Source organism: Pseudomonas sp. 34 E 7 (genome assembly GCF_900005715.1).
Classification (GTDB): Bacteria; Pseudomonadota; Gammaproteobacteria; order Pseudomonadales; family Pseudomonadaceae; genus Aquipseudomonas; species Aquipseudomonas orientalis_A.
The window spans coordinates 1-17,575 of the sequence record NZ_CVTX01000084.1 but is presented as its reverse complement, the minus strand read 5'-3'; the positions used below and the strand labels follow the sequence as shown (position 1 = coordinate 17,575).

The window sequence follows — 17,575 nt, the reverse complement described above, 5'->3', positions numbered from 1 at the left end:
CAGCTCCTTCAGCGGGTTTCGTTGAACAGTTCGCGACCGATCAACATCCTTCGAATCTCACTGGTACCGGCGCCGATTTCGTACAGCTTGGCATCACGCAACAGGCGCCCGGCGGGGAATTCATTGATGTAGCCGTTGCCGCCCAGGATCTGGATCGCATCCAGGGCCATTTGCGTGGCGCGTTCGGCGCTGTACAGGATCACGCCCGCGGCGTCCTTGCGCGTGGTCTCGCCGCGCTCGCAGGCCTGGGCCACCGCGTAAAGGTAGGCGCGGCTGGCGTTGAGCTGGGTGTACATATCGGCGACCTTGCCCTGGATCAGCTGGAACTCGCCGATGCTCTGGCCGAACTGCTTGCGGTCGTGGATGTAGGGCACGATCAGGTCCATGCAGGCCTGCATGATTCCGGTGGGGCCGCCGGAGAGCACCACGCGTTCGTAATCGAGGCCGCTCATCAGCACTTTGACGCCGCCGTTGAGCACGCCGAGGATGTTTTCCTCGGGGACGTGCACGTCATCGAAAAACAGCTCGCAGGTGTTGGAGCCGCGCATGCCCAGCTTGTCGAACTTGCTGCTGCGGCTGAAGCCTGTCCAGTCACGCTCGACGATGAATGCGGTGATGCCATGGGCGCCCTTTTCCACATCGGTCTTGGCGTAGATCACGTAGGTGTGGGCGTCGGGGCCGTTGGTGATCCAGGTCTTGCTGCCGTTGAGCACGTAGGCGTCACCGCGCTTGTCGGCGCGCAGTTTCATCGACACCACGTCGGAACCGGCATTCGGCTCGCTCATGGCCAGGGCGCCGATGTGCTCGCCGCTGATCAACTTGGGCAGGTACTTGAGTTTCTGGGCGTGGGTGCCATTGCGGTTGATCTGGTTGACGCACAGGTTGGAGTGGGCGCCGTAGGACAACGCCACCGAGGCCGAGCCACGGCTGATTTCTTCCATGCTCACCACATGCGCCAGGTAACCCAGGCCCGCGCCGCCGTATTCCTCGGGCACGGTGATGCCCAGCAGGCCCATGTCGCCGAACTTGCGCCACAGGTCAGCGGGAAACAGGTTGTCGATATCGATCTGGGCTGCGCGGGGCGCGATTTCCTTGGCCACGAAGGACTGCACCTGGTCGCGCAGCATGTCGATGGTTTCGCCGAGGGCGAAGTTCAGGGACGGGTAACTCATGGACAGGCACCTTAATGTGAGCTTTTGTTGTTGTGTAGGCAACGCGCGGGGGAGGGCGCTGACCTTTACGTTAACGTAAGCTTGCGTTGCGGCGCTGTCAATCGTAGTTTACGTTTACGTCAACCTACAAAAAAGACAACCGGGGTCGTTATGGATCAACCGAATCCGAGCTACAGCCGTGGCTCCCAGGACAAAGCCTTGCTGGCCATGACCATTGGCGAGGCGTTCGATCTTACCGCTGCGCAGTATCCTGATGGCGAAGCCTTGGTGGTCCGTCACCAACAACGACGCTACACCTGGCGAGAGCTGGCCGAGACGGTTGATCTGCACGCGCGGGCGTTCCTCGCCCTGGGCATGCAAACCGGCGACCGCCTGGGCATCTGGGCACCCAATTGCGCCGAATGGCTGGTCTGCCAGGTGGCGAGCGCGAAACTCGGGGTGGTCCTGGTCAATATCAATCCGGCGTACCGCAGTAGTGAATTGGACTACGTGCTCAAGCAATCCGGCTGCCAGTGGCTGGTGTGTGCCGGTGCGTTCAAGACCTCCGATTACCACGCCATGCTCCAGGCGCTGAAGCCCGACCTGCGTGGCCTCATCAGCCTGGACCCCAATCCGCCGCCCGCATTCATGCCCTGGTCGCAACTGTCAGCGCTCGGTGCCGATGTCCCGCCCGGGCACTTGCACAGTCGCCAGGCCAGCCTGCACTTCGACCAACCCGTGAACATCCAATACACCTCCGGCACCACCGGCTTCCCCAAGGGCGCTAGCCTCAGTCACCACAATATCCTCAATAACGGCTACATGGTCGGCGAAAGCCTCGGGCTTGCCGCGCAGGACCGTTTAGTCATTCCCGTGCCGCTGTACCACTGTTTTGGCATGGTGATGGGTAACCTCGGTTGCATCACCCACGGCACCACCATGATCTATCCCAACGACGGCTTCGACCCCCTGCTGACGCTGACCGCCGTCGCCGAAGAGCGCGCCAGCGGCCTGTACGGCGTACCGACCATGTTTATCGCGCTGCTCGATCACCCACGCCGCGCCGAGTTCGACTTGTCCAGCCTGCGTACCGGGATCATGGCCGGCTCAACCTGCCCGATCGAGGTGATGCGCCGGGTCATTGGCGAGCTGCACATGCGCGAAGTGCAGATTGCCTATGGCATGACCGAAACCAGCCCGGTGTCGTTGCAGACCGGAGCCGACGACGATCTGGAGCGCCGCGTGACCACCGTAGGTCGCACCCAGCCACAGCTGGAAAACAGGATCATCGACGCTGATGGCAACACCGTGCCACGCGGTGAAATCGGCGAGCTATGCACGCGCGGCTATAGCGTGATGCTCGGCTATTGGAACAACCCAGAAGGCACCCGCGATGCCGTCGATGAGGAGGGATGGATGCACACCGGCGACTTGGCGACCATGGACGAGCACGGTTATGTGAGCATCGTCGGGCGCAACAAGGACATGATCATTCGCGGTGGCGAGAACGTATATCCACGGGAGCTTGAGGAGTTTTTCTTCACCCATCCGGCCGTGGCCGATGTGCAGATCATCGGTATCCCCGATGAACGCTACGGTGAGGAAATCGTCGCCTGGATCAAGTTCCACCCGGGGCAGGTGGCGAGCGAGCTGGAACTGCAGACTTGGTGCAAGGGCCGCATCGCCCACTTCAAGATGCCCAGGCATTTCAAGTTCGTGGACGCGTTTCCGATGACGGTGACGGGCAAGATCCAGAAGTTCCGCATGCGCGAGATCTCAATCGAAGAGTTGCAAACACTCTCGCAATAACACACAGAAAGCACAAAGGGGACCCGAAGGTCCCCTTTAATTTGTCGTTGCGTGCTCTTTTTTTATTATTGAGGGGCGGCCTGTTGTTGTTTTTGGTAGCCGTGACCCGTACCGCTGTTGTGGCGACCCCCATCCGGGGTCAAGAGCAAACGTATTTTTTTGAGCGCTGATCTGCTTTTTCGTAAACGATCCAACCAGTGGGTAGCTACCTGAGGTAGTTTTATTTTTCTCTAACCGGTTGCGGGTTTCGGCACGCCGTACCCTGCAAAGCACATCTTCTCCAAAAAAATCTGTTAGCTGCGTCTCTGCCGTGTTGTTTTTGTTATGTCAGAGTCGTTTCGTCTTATTTTTATTAGGTTTGGTGCTTTTTATTCTTGTTATGCCATAGAGATAGCAGAAGCCGTGCCAACTTTTTAAAGTCCTTTAAAATCAATGACTTGATTTTTTGCCATGGTCTATTTTTTTGGATGGGCGGCGGATTATGTTCCCGCGTTACCCGTTATGTCGGGCTGCGGTAACACATTGTCACAGCTGTGCTACTCAACCGAGATTACGCGCCTTCGCCACCCGCGATCCGCTTGCCCGTCCCAGCACCTGACTGATCTGCTGGCCCGCGCCAATCAGGCGCTCCAGGTCGATGCCGGTGTCGATCCCTAGTCCATTGAGCAGGTACACCACATCTTCGGTGGCGACGTTACCGCTCGCGCCCTTGGCATAAGGACAGCCGCCGAGGCCCGCGATAGAGCTGTCGAACACCTGGATGCCTTCCAGCAGGCTGGCGTAGATGTTGGCGATCGCCTGGCCGTAGGTGTCGTGGAAATGCCCGGCGAGCTTGTCGCGCGGCACCTGTGCGCCGACCACCTCGAACAGCCGCCGTGTCGCGCCCGCCGTGCCGGTGCCGATCGTGTCGCCCAGGGACACTTCGTAGCAGCCCATGGCATACAGTTCGCGGGCGACCGCCGCCACCTGTTCCGCAGCAATATCCCCTTCGTAGGGGCAACCCAGCACACACGACACATACCCGCGCACGCTGACGCCGTGCTGCCGGGCCGCGGCCATGATCGGCGCAAACCGCTCCAGGCTCTCGCTGATGGAGCAGTTGATATTGCGTTGGGAAAACGCTTCTGACGCCGCCGCAAATACCGCGACTTCCTTGACCCCGGCCGCCAGTGCATCTTCAAAACCGCGCAGGTTTGGCGCCAGCGCGCCATAGGTCACGCCTGGCTTGCGCTGGATCTGCGCGAACACCTCGGCGGAGCCGGCCATCTGCGGCACCCATTTGGGCGACACGAAACTGCCGACCTCGATATAGCTCAGGCCGGCAGCACTTAAGGCGTCCACCAACCGCACCTTGTCGGCGACGCTGATCGGCTGGGCTTCGTTCTGCAAACCGTCGCGCGGGCCGACTTCCACCAGGCGGACGTGTGAGGGGAGGGTCATGGCGGTTACCTTCTGGTTATTGGCCGGCCTGGCGCATGGTGTGTGCCAGGGCCTGGGTGCAACGCTCTTCGGCGGTGTCCAGTTCCAGCTTCATTTGTTCGATATCCAGCAACTGTTGCTCAAGCTGTTCACGGCGCTCGGCGATCTTTGCCAGCATGCTGTTGAGTTGAATGTGGTTGCCGCTGGTGGGGTCGTAGAGCTCGATCAGCTCGCGGCATTCGGCCAGGGAAAAGCCGATGCGCTTGCCGCGCAGGATCAGCTTGAGGCTGACCTTGTCCCGCGCCGAGTAGATGCGCTCCTGGCCGCGGCGTTCGGGGGCGAGCAGGCCTTGCTCCTCGTAGAAGCGAATGGCGCGGGTGGTGATGTCGAGCTCGCGGGCGAGGTCGGAGATGCTGTAGGTGGTGCTCATGGGGGTGCTCGAGAAAGTCCTGGGGCTAAGCTAATGGCAGGTTGACGTGAACGTCAAGGGATCCCTCGCTGGTGCTCCACAATTCAATATGGGAGGGGCTTGCGCCCGATGGCGGCCTCAGAGCCGACCGGGCTGTTGTGTCGATCCCGGTGCAAATGTGGGAGGGGGCTTGCCCCCGATGGCGGCCTCGGGGCTGACCGGGCTTTTGTGTCGATCCCGGTGCAAATGTGGGAGGGGGCTTGCCCCCGATGGCGGCCTCAGAGCCGACCAGGATGTTGGATTGGACCGAGTACATATCTGTTTCTGCGGTAACGGCTGCTTAGGGTTCCGCCCTGACGGCGGCTCACTTTTGAAAAGCGCAAAAGTAAGCAAAACGCTCTTGCCCCACCACTCGGCACCTCGCCTAGGCTCGGTGTGCCCGAACGCAGGCTTGAATCCGTGGGCCGCCGCCACGCGCCATCCATGGCGCGGGGCGGCTAACCCGGCGTCCTGCCGGGTTACCCACGGATTCAAGCCTGCGTTCGGCCAGCGTGGTTTAACGGGGCGCCTAAAATCAAAAGCAGATCAAGAGCGGCTCGCTTCGCATCGTGGTTAGCGGTGGGCGCTACGGCGTCATGGTCATCGGGGGCAGGCCCCCCCCACACTGGGGCCTCCTGCAACTTCAAGCCTGTTGCTTATCCAGTTTCTTCTCGTGGGCGGTGACTTGCTGGCACAACTCGATCATCTGTTCGCGCATCCAGCGGTTCGCCGGGTCCTGGTCGGTGCTTTCATGCCAGTACAGATGGGTTTCCACCGGCGGCACGTCATTGACGGGCAGGTTGAACCAGTGCAGTTCATGGCGGCGGGCGAAGCGTTCGGGCACGGTCATGACCATGTCGGTCTGCTGCAATACTTGCGATGCCATCAGGTAGTGCTGGGAGCGCAGGGCGATTTTGCGCTGGATGCCCATCTTGCCCAGGGCTAGGTCGACATGCCCCAGGCCGTTGCGGCGGCTGGAAATATGGATATGGGTCAGCGACAGGTAGTCATCCAGGGTGAATTTGTCCTTGCCCGCCATCGGGTGGCCCTTGCGCATGGCGCATACGTAGCGGTCTTCCATCAGCTTGACGTGACGCACTTGCGGGTCGGTGTTGAGCGGCGCATCCACGGCGAAATCCAGGCGCCCGGCGGCCAGTTCCTTGGTGGTTTCGCGGCGTTTGGACAGGAAACTCTCGATGACCACTGTCGGCGCGAGGCGGCGCAGGCGTTGGAACAGCAGCGGTAAAATCACCGCTTCGGTCAGGTCGGTCATGCTGATGCGATAGGTCTTGGCCGCCTGTTGCGGGTTGAAAATCCGGCTCTCTTGCACGGAAACCCGCAGCAACGACAACGCGTTGCGCACCGGGCCGATGATGTTCTGCGCCATCGGCGTGGGCACCATGCCCTGGGCGGTGCGTACGAACAGCGGGTCGTTGAAGGTCTCGCGCAGGCGTGCCAGGGCGTTGGACACCGCCGGCTGGGTGATGCCGACAATCTGCCCGGCCCGGGTGAGGTTGGCTTCGGTGTAGATCGCGTCGAAGACGATAAAGAGATTGAGGTCGACCTTGCTCAGATTCATGTGAGTTGCGCTCTTATTATCAGGTGGCGATTTTTTACGTCTTCAGACGTCAATCATATATCGGTGATGAATGTTAATACACGCCGAGAATAGGCTAGGTAAATTATCAACGCTGTTCTAGCATCGATTGCATGACCTAAACAACCTCTCAGAGAAGGGAGCCGCTCATGGATTTCGCCTATTCGCCCAAGGTTCAGGAACTGCGTGAACGCGTCAGCGCATTCATGGACGCTTACGTCTACCCGGCCGAGCCGGTGTTCGAACGCCAGGTCAGCGAAGGTGACCGCTGGCAGCCCACTGCGATCATGGACGAGCTCAAAGCCAAGGCTAAAGCCGAGGGGTTGTGGAACCTGTTCCTGCCGGAGTCCGAGCTGGGCGCCGGCCTGACCAACCTCGAATACGCGCCGCTGGCCGAAATCATGGGCCGCTCGTTGCTGGGTCCGGAACCGTTCAACTGCTCGGCCCCCGACACCGGCAATATGGAAGTGCTGGTGCGTTACGCCAATCATGAGCAGAAACAACGCTGGCTCGAGCCGCTGCTGCGCGGCGAGATTCGTTCAGCCTTCGCCATGACCGAACCCGACGTGGCCTCCTCGGACGCCACCAACATGGCCGCCCGTGCCGAACGCCAGGGCGATGAATGGGTGATCAACGGCAAGAAGTGGTGGACCTCCGGCGCCTGCGATCCGCGTTGCAAGATCTTGATCTTCATGGGCCTGAGCAACCCGGACGCGCCACGCCACCAGCAGCATTCGATGATCCTGGTGCCGGTGGACACGCCCGGCGTAACAATCCTGCGCCCGCTGCCGGTGTTCGGCTACGACGATGCGCCCCACGGCCACGCCGAAGTGCTGTTCGACAACGTACGCGTGCCTTACGAAAATGTGCTGCTGGGTGAGGGGCGCGGGTTTGAGATCGCCCAGGGTCGGCTTGGTCCGGGCCGTATCCACCATTGCATGCGCTCGATCGGCATGGCCGAGCGCGCGCTGGAATTGATGTGCAAACGCTCGGTCAGCCGCAGCGCCTTCGGCAAGCCGTTGGCGCGCCTGGGGGGCAATATCGACAAGATCGCCGACTCGCGCATGGAAATCGACATGGCGCGGCTGCTGACCCTGAAAGCGGCGTACATGATGGACACGGTGGGCAATAAAGTCGCCAAAAGCGAAATCGCCCAGATCAAGGTGGTTGCGCCCAACGTGGCACTCAAGGTTATCGACCGCGCCATCCAGATTCATGGCGGTGCCGGTGTGTCCAATGACTTCCCGCTGGCCTATATGTACGCCATGCAGCGCACCCTGCGCCTGGCCGACGGCCCGGATGAAGTGCACCGGGCGGCGATCGGCAAGTTCGAGATTGGCAAGTATGTGCCCAAAGAGATGATGCGCGGCGGGCAGTGAGACCGCGTCGCCTGCTATCGGCGGCAAGCCACCTCCCACATTTTGACTGTATTCACAAATCCAAGTGTGGGAGGGGGCTTGCCCCCGATGAGGCCGGCTTGAACACCCCAAAAACCCGCCTCAGTACACCCAGACCTCCACCCGCCGATTCTTGATCCGGCCCTCATCCGCCGTATTCGCCGCCACCGGCATCTGTGCGCCGAACCCGCGAATATCGCGCAGTATCACGCCGCTTTTCACCAACTCCCGGCGCACCGCCATGGCCCGCAACTTCGACAGCAAGGCCGCCCGCTGCGGATCATTCTTGGCATCGCCAAACCCCACCAGCGTCACTTGCTTGTGCAGTTTGCCGTGGCTTTTCAGGTAGGCCACCACCCGCTGCACATCCTGGCGCGCCTTGTTGTCCAGGCTGGCGCTGCCTTCCTCGAAACGAAAGTTCACCGTCAAGCGCTGGGCGTTGCGCACAATCGCCTGGTAATCCTCGGGCATCGAGGCGCGGGGCTCCACGCCGATTGCCTGCACGTGCTGGGCGATAAAACCATTGGCCGCCACGATCGCCTGGCCCTGGCTGCTCTGGGCAAAGTCCACCAGTGCCTTGGCCCAAGGATTCTGCGTCGCCGGCGGCAGATAAACGTACAGTCGCCGTGACAGTGGGTAATCCTCGGTGGCGATCAGGCTGCCCAGTGGCAGCATCGGTTGCGAGTCTCCATCGACAACCGCCACCGTCTTGGCCTTGCGCACGTAGGGCAGCCCGATAAAACCGATGCCTTGAGGGTCCTGGCTGACCGCATCGGACAGCGCTTCACTGGACTCGAAACGCCGAGCTGACGCCACCAGCGGTTTGTCGCGGCGGTTCAGCACCAGGTCCTTGAAGGTGTCATAGGTGCCGGACCGGTCGTCGCGGGCGTACACATGAATGGCGCCGCCACTGCCGCCCAGGGCTTCCCAGGTGCTGATCTGACCATTGAATATCTGCGCCAGTTGCTCGGTGTCCAGCGTATTGAGCGGGTTGCGGGGGTTGAGGATGATTGCCAGGCCATCGATGGCGATCACCTGTTCGGCTTCCGGGCTTTTCAGGTCGCCCAGGGTTTCCAGGTCGACCAGTTCGCTGTCTTTGATCGGGCGCGACGATGCGGCGAGGTCGGCACTGTGGTTTTTCAGCGCGGCAAATCCTGTACTGGAACCATGGGCGGCTACGTCGATGCTCACGGTTTTACCCTGACGGGTCTTGCCGATCACCTGCTGTTCATTGGCGCCCTCGGCGGGTTCGATGTGCACGCCCTGCAAACCCTGGCGCTCCATCAACCCTTTGACCAACGCCGGGCCCAATCCCGCGCCGATGGTGTTGGAACCCTGGATACGCAATGCCGGGCCTTGGTCGGGAAGCGGGAGAGGGGCGGACACAGCGAAAAACGGGAAAAGCGTCAGCAGTAACAGAACGCGCAGCCTCATGCCGGCACCTTTTTGCGCCAAAGGAAGTGCTGCGAGATTAAGTCAGTTGGATTGCAGCAATATGACTGACGCCCCACAGATCTAAGTGTGGGAAGGGGCTTGCCCTGGCCCTCTGTAGGAGCGAGCTTGCTCGCAAAAAACGTCAACGATACCGCGTGTTTACTGAACGAACGCGGTGCCTGTGAGTTTTTCGCGAGCAAGCTCGCTCCTACAAGAGGGCCAGGGCGTGCCCCCTCCCACAAGTTGACTGAGTAGTGTCAGGAATCAACTCAATTCCAACCAGATCGGCGCATGGTCCGACGGTTTTTCCAATGCCCGCAAATCATAATCGACGCCGGCATCCTTGACCCGTGGGAGCAAGCCATTGGACGCCATGATCACGTCGATGCGTAGGCCGCGCTTGGGCTCGTCCTCAAAGCCACGGCTGCGGTAATCGAACCAGCTGAAACGGTCGGTCACCTCAGGGTGCAAGTGGCGGAAGCTGTCCACCAGGCCCCAGTTTTTCAGGCGGGCCATCCATTCGCGCTCTTCCGGCAGGAAGCTGCATTTGCCGGTTTTCAGCCAGCGTTTGGCGTTGTCGGCGCCGATGCCGATGTCGCAGTCTTGCGGGGAAATATTCACGTCGCCCATCACCACCAGTGCCTGGTCATTGCTGAACTGACTTTCCAGCAACTGTTGCAGGTCTTCATAAAAGCGCTGTTTGGCCGGGAACTTGGTGGGGTGGTCGCGGCTTTCGCCCTGGGGGAAGTAGCCGTTCATGATGATGACCGGGTTGCCGTTCTCGTCGGCGAAGGTGCCCCAGATAAAACGGCGCTGCGCGTCTTCTTCATCGGTGGCAAAACCTTTGTGCACACTCAACGCTTCCTTGCGCGAAAGGAGGGCTACGCCGTAGTGGCCTTTCTGGCCGTGGTAATACACGTGGTAGCCCAACGCCTGGACGTCGGCCAGCGGGAACTGGTCGTCGTGGACCTTGGTTTCCTGCAGGCCAATGACGTCCGGCTGGTGTTTTTCAATCAGCGCCGCCAGCTGATGAGGGCGGGCACGCAGCCCGTTGATATTGAAGGAGACGATTTTCATGGTCGGCGGTCCAGTCTGGCAAAAGGGCGATGCTAGCCGACAAGTCGGACGGGGGCCAGCGTGGCGGTAGGACGCATGCGCTGCTAATGTCTGGGAACGACTGGCGCTGCGCAGGTTCGTACCCATAAGAACGCCATCTTTTTGAATGGCGTCCAGGAGATTGATTGTTATGCCTGACACCTCGACGGCCGTTGCCGAGATTCGCCTGCTCAACAGCGGTTATTCCCGCGAAGCGCGTTCCCTGTTGTACCAGGCCTACCGTCACGAACCGACCTTCGCCTACATCTTCGAAGCCGAGCGGCCAGGTTATGAACAGCGGGTACGCGCAACAGTGCGCGAGCTGGTCAAGCAGCACTTCTTTCAGAAACTTCCGGCCATCGGCCTGTTCGTCAACGACCGTTTGATTGGCGTCGCCCTCATCGCGCCGCCGCAGCGGCGCCTGGGCATCACCGAGAGCTGGGCCTGGCAGATTCGCATGTGGTTGAGCACCGGCGTGCGCGGTACGCGGCGTTACCTGGAATACCATCAGGCCGTGCTGGCGTGCCTGCCCGGTGAGTCGGTGCATGTGTTGCCGTTGCTCGGTATTCATCCGCAGTTGCAAGGTCAACACTATGGCGAACAGTTGCTTGAGGCGGTCCATAACTGGTGCGCCGAAGACCCGCACTCATCGGGCGTGGTGCTCGACACGGGCAATTCCCGTTACCTGGATTTCTACAAGCGCCAGGGCTATGAGGAAATCGGTGAAATTGCCGTAGGACCTGTCCTGGAGCATGTGTTTTTTCATCCCAATCCCCAGGCGTTACATGTTGCAACGGCCTGAGACAGAATTATTCAGATAAATCCGAGTTCAAAGTACCTCTCTCGCTCGTGTAGCATCCGCGCCTATGAAGTTTCCAGGAAGATTTACCAGCAGCTTGATCCTGCTGTTCACGAGCTGTGGCGCATTGGCGCAAAGCGAACTGGACGTGCGGATCAAACCCTCAAATGACGCGCTGAAAGCCAACATTGAAGGCTACATCGGCAGTGTTGGCGATCGTGACGAAGAAGCCCTGCTGCGATTCAGCCGTGGTGCCGAAGAGCAGGCGCGCAAAGCGGCCCAGGCGCTGGGCTTCTATCAGCCCCGGATCGCCAGCGAGGTGAAGGGCGGCAAGAACCCGCGCCTGACCCTGACCGTCGACCCCGGCGAGCCGGTGCATCTGCGCAACGTGATCTTGCGCGTCGATGGCCCGGCGGCGAGCCTCAAGGCCTTTCGCGTGCCCGCCAGTGATGACCTCAAGCCCGGCGCGGTGCTCAATCACGGGCATTACGATGACGCCAAGCGTTTGATCCAGAATCAGGCGTCGCGCTATGGCTTTTTCAGCGGGCGTTTTACCCACCAGAAACTGGCCGTAGACCCTCAAGCGGGCGTGGCTGACATCGAACTCATTTACGACAGCGGCCCGCGCTACAGCATGGGCAAGGTCAGCTTCAGCGGCGACACGCCCTTTGACGAAGAGCTGTTGCAGCGCATGGTGCCGTTCAAGCCAGGTACACCCTATGACTCCGAACTGATCGCCGAACTCAACCAGAACCTGCAAGCCAGTGGCTTCTTCGAAAGCGTGCGCGTGGACGCCAGCCCCGCTGCCTCAAGCAATGACGTGATTCCGGTGGCCGTGCAACTGTACACGCGCAAGCCCCGCACCATGGGCCTGGGCCTGGGGTTCTCGACGGACGTCGGCCCTCGGGGCAAGGCCAACTGGACGCGCCACTGGGTCAATCCCCAGGGCCACAGTTATGGCTGGGAAGCCGAGTTGTCGGCGCCGCGCCAGAACGTCGGCCTGTGGTACGACATTCCGCTGGACCCTCCGCTCACCGACAAATTGCGTTTTGCCGGCGGCTATCAGAATGAAGAGATCGCCAACACCGACACCTTGAGCAAGCTGCTCACCCTCGGCCCCGAATGGCACAGCAAGTTGCCCAGCGGTTGGACCCGGGTCATCTCGCTCAAATACCAGCGTGAAGAGTATCGCCTGGGCAATGACTCGGGCTTGAGTAACCTGGTGATGCCGGGCATCAGCTACTCCTACCTGCGCAGCGACAACCGCATCGATCCGCACAACGGCTATCGCCTGATGTTCGACAGCAAAGTCGCCAAGGAAGGGCTCGGTTCCGACACCAACCTGCTGTATGGCACCGCCACGATCAAGGGCCTGACCACCTTGTGGGATAACCACCGGTTCCTGGGCCGCGCACAAGTGGGCGGCAGTGCCACCAATGGCTACCAGTCGGTGCCGCCGTCACTGCGCTTCTTCGCCGGTGGCGACCAGAGCGTGCGCGGTTATGAATACCAGACCCTGTCGCCGGAAAACGACCGTGGCGACCGCATCGGCGGCCGCTACATGGTGGCGCTGAGCGCCGAGTATCAATATTCCATCACCGAAAAATGGCGTGTCGCGACCTTTATCGACCAGGGCAACTCGTTCAATACCCTGGATATGCCCAGCCTCAAAACCGGCGTGGGTGTGGGGGTGCGCTGGGTCTCGCCCGTGGGCCCGATCCGCCTCGACCTGGCCCATGCCCTGGAAGATCCGGGCGGCGTTCGATTGCACTTTTCCATGGGGCCTGAGCTGTGATGCGTGGTTTGAAAATAGCGGGGCTGGCATTGATCGCCGTCCTCGCGCTGTTGCTGTTGACGCTGTGGACGCTGCTGGGTACCCAGGCCGGCAGTCGCTGGGTGCTGGGCCAGGTGCCGGGCTTGAGCGTGGAGAATTTTCACGGACGCCTGGGCGGGCAGTGGAGCGCCGACCACCTGCTGTGGCAGCAGGACGGCAGCCGCGTCGAGCTCAATGCGCCGACGTTTGACTGGTCGCCGGGTTGCCTGTTGCGCATGACCTTGTGCATCAACCGGCTGGATGTGGACCAGGTCAGCCTGACGGTTGCACCCAGTACCGAAGAAAGCGACAGCGGGCCGATCCAACTGCCCGACCTGAAGCTGCCGGTTGCTATCCAATTGGGCGATGTTCGTATCGGCAGCCTGCTGTTCAACGGCAGTGAAGCACTCAAGGGCTTGCAACTGGCGGCGCATTGGACCGCCGCCGGCATGCAGATCGACTCCGTTCATCTGCAGCGCGACGACCTGGTGCTGGACCTCGCCGGCCTGCTGCAACCCACAGGCGATTGGCCGCTCAAGGCCACCGGCACGCTCAGTTTGCCCTACGCTCCGGGCGGCGCACCCTGGACCGTCGCGCTCAACATCGACGGCGACTTGCTCAAGACCCTCAAGCTCGACGCCGACAGCAGCGGCTACCTGCCGGCCAAGCTCAGCGGTGAGCTGCAACCCCTGGCGGAAAACCTGCCGGCGCAGTTGCGCATCACCTCCGAGGCGTTCAAGCCAAGCGCCGATTTGCCCGACACCTTGCAACTCAACCAGTTGGACCTGAGCGCCAAGGGCGACCTTAAAGCGGGTTATCAATTGCTGGGCAAAGCCGTATTACCGGCGCAAAAAGGCCCGGTGGATTTACTCCTGCAAGGCAAGGTCGACGCCAAGGGTGCGCAGATCGCCGGCCTCGACCTGAATGCCGGCGACAAGCAAAGCCTCAAGCTCAGCGCCAACCTGGACTGGCAGCAAGGTTTCAGCGCCGATGCCAAAATCGACTGGTTGGACTTCCCCTGGCACCGCCTCTATCCCCTGATCGATGAACCGCAGGTGGCCTTGCGCACCTTCAACGGTGAAGTTTCCTATAAGGATGGCAACTATCTGGGCAACCTCAAGGCCGACCTTGACGGCCCGGCGGGCGCCTTCACGGTGGTCACGCCGTTCAGCGGCGACCTCAAGCAAGTGTTCCTGCCCGAACTGAAATTGAGCGCCGGCCAAGGCAAGGCCGAGGGCCATCTGAACGTACGGTTTGCCGACGGTATCGCCTGGGACACCGCGCTGGACCTGTCGGCATTGAACCCGGCGTACTGGGTCGCCGAATTGCCCGGCACCCTGGCCGGGCCGCTGCGCAGCAAAGGCGAATTCAAGAACGAGCAGCTCAAGCTCAACGCCGACCTCGACCTCAAGGGTCGCCTGCGCGGACAGGCCGCCGTGTTTGCAGCCAAGGCCGAAGGCGCGGGGCAGCAATGGACCCTTGCCAACCTGGACATCCGCCTGGGCGACAACCGCATCAACGGCAGCGGCAGCCTGCAGCAACGCCTGGCCGGGCAGATCGACATCAAGCTGGCGCGCCTGGCCCAGCTCTGGCCGCAACTGCGCGGGCAGGTCAATGGCCGCCTCGATGTCGCCGGCACCTTGCAGGCGCCCCAAGGCAAGCTTGCCCTCAAGGGCCAGCAACTGGCATTGGCCGACAACCGCCTGCAAAGCCTCAACCTCGACGCCACACTGGACAGCGCCCAGCGCGCCAGGCTCGACCTCAAGGGCAGCGGCATCCAGAGCGGCGAGACCCAGGTCGGCACGCTCACCGCCAGCGCCCAGGGCGATATCAAGAACCAGAAGGTTCAACTGGACCTGGCCGGACCGTTGCTCAAACTGGCCCTGGCCCTGGATGGCAACCTCGACAACGGCAACTGGCGTGGGCGCCTGGCCAGTGGTGACGTACAAGCCGGCGGCCAGGACTGGCGGCTGCAAGCCCCGGCGAAAATCGAGCGCCTGGCCGATGGCAAGCTGACCTTCGCCGCGCACTGCTGGGTGTCCGGTGGCGCCAGCCTGTGTGGCGAAGACCAGCGCCTGATGCCCGAGCCGAAGCTGCGCTACCACCTCAAGCAATTCCCTATCGACAGTCTTGCGGCGTTCCTGCCCAAAGACTTCGCCTGGCAGGGCAGGCTCAATGCCGACGTACAACTCGACCTGCCGGCCAGCGGCCCGAAGGGTGTGGTCTCGGTAGACGCCGGTGGCGGCAACCTGCGGGTGCGGGACAAGGGCCAATGGCTGGATTTCCCCTACGACACCCTGAAGCTGGAAACCACCCTCAACCCCAAGCGCATCGATACCCAGCTCAACTTTCGTGGCGGCAAGCTCGGTGAACTGCTGCTGCAGGCGCAGATCAACCCGCTGCCGGCCAACAAGCCGATCACCGGCAATTTCAGCCTCACCGGCCTGGACCTCGCCGTGGCGCGACCCTTTGTGCCGATGGTGGAAAAGCTCAACGGCAAGCTCAACGGCAATGGCCGCATCTCCGGCGGTTTGCTCGCGCCCCTGGTTAACGGCAACGTTAATCTGGTGGACGGTGAAGTCTCGGGTCCTGAACTGCCCATCAGCCTCGAGGGCCTGAACCTGCAGGCGCAGATCGCCGGCGAAAGCGTGCAGCTTAACGGCGGCTGGCACAGCGGCAAGGCCGGGCAGGGCAGCCTCAAGGGCCAGATCGACTGGGGCCGCGCCCTGGTGGTCGACCTCAGCCTCAAGGGCTCGCAACTGCCGGTCACCGTCGAGCCCTATGCCAAGCTGGAAGTGGCCCCCGACCTGAAGATCAGCCTCAAGGACGACAAGCTGGCGATTGCCGGCAAGGTGCACATCCCGCGCGGCGATATCACCGTGCGCGAGCTGCCGCCCTCGACGGTCAAGGTGTCCGATGACACGGTGATCGTCGGCAGCCAGACCGAAGAAGGCAAACCGCCGATGGCGATGGCCATGGATATCGACGTGGAAGTGGGGGAAGACCAGCTCAACTTCGCCGGTTTCGGCCTCACCGCCAAAGTGCAGGGCCATGTGCATATCGGCGACAACATGGACACCCGTGGCGAGCTGTGGCTCAACGACGGCCGCTACCGCGCCTACGGCCAGCGCCTCAACGTGCGCCGTGCACGGCTGTTGTTTGCCGGGCCGTTGGACCAACCGTTCCTGGATATCGAAGCGGTGCGTGTGGTGGTCGAATCGTCCCGCACCGTGACCGCCGGTATTCGCCTGAGCGGCAGCGCCGAGCAGCCGACCACGCAGATCTTCTCCGAGCCCGCCATGGCGCAGGAGGATGCGCTGTCCTACCTGGTGCTGGGACGTTCGCGCACCAACAACGGTGAAGACAACAACATGCTTGCCGAAGCCGCCCTGGGCCTGGGCCTGATGGGCAGCGCCGGGGTGACCTCGGACATCGCCAATAAACTCGGCATCCGCGATTTCGACCTGGATACCCAAGGCACCGGCAACAGCACTGCCGTGGTCGCCAGCGGCAAGATCAACGACAAACTCAGCCTGCGTTACGGCGTAGGGGTGTTCGAACCGGCCAACACCATCGCCTTGCGCTATTTGCTGAGCAAGAAGGTGTACCTGGAAGTGGCCACAGGCGTGGCCAGCTCCCTGGATATCTTCTACAAGCGCGACTTCTAAACCCAACTGGGTCAAATGTGGGAGGGGGCTTGCCCCCGATAGCGGTCTTTCAGTCAGCTAATCTGTAGCTGACCCACCGCCATCGGGGGCAAGCCCCCTCCCACATGGACAACTATTTGCACTCAAGCTTTTGGCCAATTACCAAGCAACCTAACTATTCCATTTGACATTTGCTGCCTAAGCAGTAATATCTCGTCACACATTCACTGCCTAGGCAGTAATAAGGTGACTTTCAATGCCTCACTTCACCCCTGACAACTTCCACAACTGCCATCTCGGCCTGTTACTGGGCCGCGCTGCGATCCTCAAGGACCGCATCATCGACACCCATATGGAACCTCACGGCATCACCGCCGCGCAGTTCAAGGTGTTGATCATCATGGCCCAGTTCGGCGTCGACACCCCGGCCGAATTGTGCCGCCATTTGTCCCTGGACAGCGGCTCGATGACGCGCATGCTTGACCGGCTCGAGCAGAAAGGCTTGCTCAGCCGCAAACGTTCCGAGCTGGACCGCCGCCAGGTGCAACTGGTGCTGACCGCCGAGGGCCAGCGCCTGGCGGACATGCTGCCGCAGATCGGCGCCCAGGCCCTCAACCAACTGGCCGGCGTCCTCGAGTCGGGCGAGCTGGAAACCCTGGAACGGATCCTCAAGAAAATCCTGATCGCTGCGGGTGACCCCATCACGATCCTGCGGGTAGGTAACCAATGAACACACGCGCACTCAGCCTGGTGCTGGCGGCGATGACGCTGGCCGGTTGTGCCAACTACAGCGGCCTCGACACGCAGGGTCAACGCCTGGACGCCAACACCCTGCAAACCGGCAAGTCCTTGAGCGGCGTGACGCTGTCGGATGCCGCCTGGCCCAGCGCCGACTGGTGGAAAAGCCTTGGCGACCCACAGCTCGACGGGCTGATCCAGGAAGCCCTGCAGAACAGCCCCGACATG

Annotated in this window: 12 protein-coding genes and 1 pseudogene; 7 read left to right on the top strand and 6 right to left on the bottom strand. The window is 61.6% G+C overall.

Features of this window, described 5'->3' with window-relative positions:
• Nucleotides 1-8: 8 nt before the first annotated feature.
• Nucleotides 9-1,172, bottom strand: a complete 1,164-nt coding sequence (locus tag BFP96_RS05605) for an isovaleryl-CoA dehydrogenase (protein WP_065894891.1) — start codon at nucleotides 1,170-1,172, stop codon at nucleotides 9-11.
• A gap of 150 nt (nucleotides 1,173-1,322) precedes the next feature.
• Between BFP96_RS05605 and BFP96_RS05600 the strand changes: the two genes are divergently transcribed.
• Complete coding sequence (locus BFP96_RS05600; protein ID WP_065935792.1) at nucleotides 1,323-2,960, top strand: AMP-binding protein; 1,638 nt, start codon at nucleotides 1,323-1,325, stop codon at nucleotides 2,958-2,960.
• Between the two features lie 540 nt (nucleotides 2,961-3,500).
• Here the strand turns inward: BFP96_RS05600 and BFP96_RS05595 are convergent.
• The 3 genes from BFP96_RS05595 to BFP96_RS05585 all read right to left on the bottom strand — a co-directional run bounded on the left by BFP96_RS05595 (nucleotide 3,501) and on the right by BFP96_RS05585 (nucleotide 6,406).
• Nucleotides 3,501-4,400, bottom strand: coding sequence for a hydroxymethylglutaryl-CoA lyase (locus tag BFP96_RS05595; RefSeq protein WP_065896759.1), 900 nt, complete (start codon nucleotides 4,398-4,400; stop codon nucleotides 3,501-3,503).
• A gap of 16 nt (nucleotides 4,401-4,416) precedes the next feature.
• A complete protein-coding gene (locus BFP96_RS05590; RefSeq protein ID WP_065935791.1) occupies nucleotides 4,417-4,809 on the bottom strand; it encodes a MerR family transcriptional regulator in 393 nt (130 codons plus the stop codon).
• A gap of 661 nt (nucleotides 4,810-5,470) precedes the next feature.
• Complete coding sequence (locus BFP96_RS05585) at nucleotides 5,471-6,406, bottom strand: LysR family transcriptional regulator (protein WP_027606275.1); 936 nt, start codon at nucleotides 6,404-6,406, stop codon at nucleotides 5,471-5,473.
• A gap of 167 nt (nucleotides 6,407-6,573) precedes the next feature.
• Here BFP96_RS05585 and BFP96_RS05580 point away from each other — a divergent pair, with 167 nt between their 5' ends.
• Nucleotides 6,574-7,803 (top strand): acyl-CoA dehydrogenase, encoded by a 1,230-nt coding sequence (locus BFP96_RS05580; RefSeq protein WP_065896757.1) that lies wholly within the window; start codon nucleotides 6,574-6,576, stop codon nucleotides 7,801-7,803.
• Nucleotides 7,804-7,923: 120 nt separating this feature from the next.
• On the opposite strand, the gene BFP96_RS05575 is transcribed toward BFP96_RS05580, so the two are convergent.
• A complete protein-coding gene (locus BFP96_RS05575) occupies nucleotides 7,924-9,255 on the bottom strand; it encodes a substrate-binding domain-containing protein (protein ID WP_065894893.1) in 1,332 nt (443 codons plus the stop codon).
• Between the two features lie 264 nt (nucleotides 9,256-9,519).
• A complete protein-coding gene (gene xthA, locus BFP96_RS05570; RefSeq protein WP_065884896.1) occupies nucleotides 9,520-10,332 on the bottom strand; it encodes an exodeoxyribonuclease III in 813 nt (270 codons plus the stop codon).
• Between the two features lie 169 nt (nucleotides 10,333-10,501).
• On the opposite strand from xthA, the gene BFP96_RS05565 reads away from it, so the two are divergent.
• The 5 genes and pseudogenes from BFP96_RS05565 to BFP96_RS05545 all read left to right on the top strand — a co-directional run.
• Complete coding sequence (locus BFP96_RS05565; RefSeq protein WP_065894894.1) at nucleotides 10,502-11,152, top strand: GNAT family N-acetyltransferase; 651 nt, start codon at nucleotides 10,502-10,504, stop codon at nucleotides 11,150-11,152.
• A gap of 64 nt (nucleotides 11,153-11,216) precedes the next feature.
• Nucleotides 11,217-12,944: an autotransporter assembly complex protein TamA gene (locus BFP96_RS05560; RefSeq protein ID WP_065935790.1), complete on the top strand. Its 1,728-nt coding sequence runs from the start codon at nucleotides 11,217-11,219 to the stop codon at nucleotides 12,942-12,944.
• The gene (locus tag BFP96_RS05555) at nucleotides 12,944-16,630 is read left to right on the top strand and encodes a translocation/assembly module TamB domain-containing protein (protein WP_170875980.1); all 3,687 of its coding nucleotides are present in this window, start codon (nucleotides 12,944-12,946) and stop codon (nucleotides 16,628-16,630) included. The genes BFP96_RS05560 and BFP96_RS05555 overlap by 1 nt, the downstream gene beginning before the upstream one ends.
• A 235-nt stretch (nucleotides 16,631-16,865) precedes the next feature.
• Nucleotides 16,866-17,339 carry a MarR family winged helix-turn-helix transcriptional regulator gene (locus BFP96_RS05550; RefSeq protein WP_065896753.1) on the top strand — a complete coding sequence of 158 codons (474 nt, stop codon included), beginning with the start codon at nucleotides 16,866-16,868 and terminating at the stop codon, nucleotides 17,337-17,339.
• Nucleotides 17,336-17,575: pseudogene (locus BFP96_RS05545) on the top strand (multidrug RND transporter); the annotation flags it as partial. The gene BFP96_RS05550 and the pseudogene BFP96_RS05545, both read left to right, overlap by 4 nt.

What these genes read in the sequence shown, in the direction of transcription:
- BFP96_RS05605 (WP_065894891.1), bottom strand. Translation starts at nt 1,172, where the DNA reads ATGAGTTACCCGTCCCTGAACTTCGCCCTCGGCGAAACCATCGACATG.
- BFP96_RS05600 (WP_065935792.1), top strand. Translation starts at nt 1,323, where the DNA reads ATGGATCAACCGAATCCGAGCTACAGCCGTGGCTCCCAGGACAAAGCC.
- BFP96_RS05595 (WP_065896759.1), bottom strand. Translation starts at nt 4,400, where the DNA reads ATGACCCTCCCCTCACACGTCCGCCTGGTGGAAGTCGGCCCGCGCGAC.
- BFP96_RS05590 (WP_065935791.1), bottom strand. Translation starts at nt 4,809, where the DNA reads ATGAGCACCACCTACAGCATCTCCGACCTCGCCCGCGAGCTCGACATC.
- BFP96_RS05585 (WP_027606275.1), bottom strand. Translation starts at nt 6,406, where the DNA reads ATGAATCTGAGCAAGGTCGACCTCAATCTCTTTATCGTCTTCGACGCG.
- BFP96_RS05580 (WP_065896757.1), top strand. Translation starts at nt 6,574, where the DNA reads ATGGATTTCGCCTATTCGCCCAAGGTTCAGGAACTGCGTGAACGCGTC.
- BFP96_RS05575 (WP_065894893.1), bottom strand. Translation starts at nt 9,255, where the DNA reads ATGAGGCTGCGCGTTCTGTTACTGCTGACGCTTTTCCCGTTTTTCGCT.
- xthA (WP_065884896.1), bottom strand. Translation starts at nt 10,332, where the DNA reads ATGAAAATCGTCTCCTTCAATATCAACGGGCTGCGTGCCCGCCCTCAT.
- BFP96_RS05565 (WP_065894894.1), top strand. Translation starts at nt 10,502, where the DNA reads ATGCCTGACACCTCGACGGCCGTTGCCGAGATTCGCCTGCTCAACAGC.
- BFP96_RS05560 (WP_065935790.1), top strand. Translation starts at nt 11,217, where the DNA reads ATGAAGTTTCCAGGAAGATTTACCAGCAGCTTGATCCTGCTGTTCACG.
- BFP96_RS05555 (WP_170875980.1), top strand. Translation starts at nt 12,944, where the DNA reads ATGCGTGGTTTGAAAATAGCGGGGCTGGCATTGATCGCCGTCCTCGCG.
- BFP96_RS05550 (WP_065896753.1), top strand. Translation starts at nt 16,866, where the DNA reads ATGCCTCACTTCACCCCTGACAACTTCCACAACTGCCATCTCGGCCTG.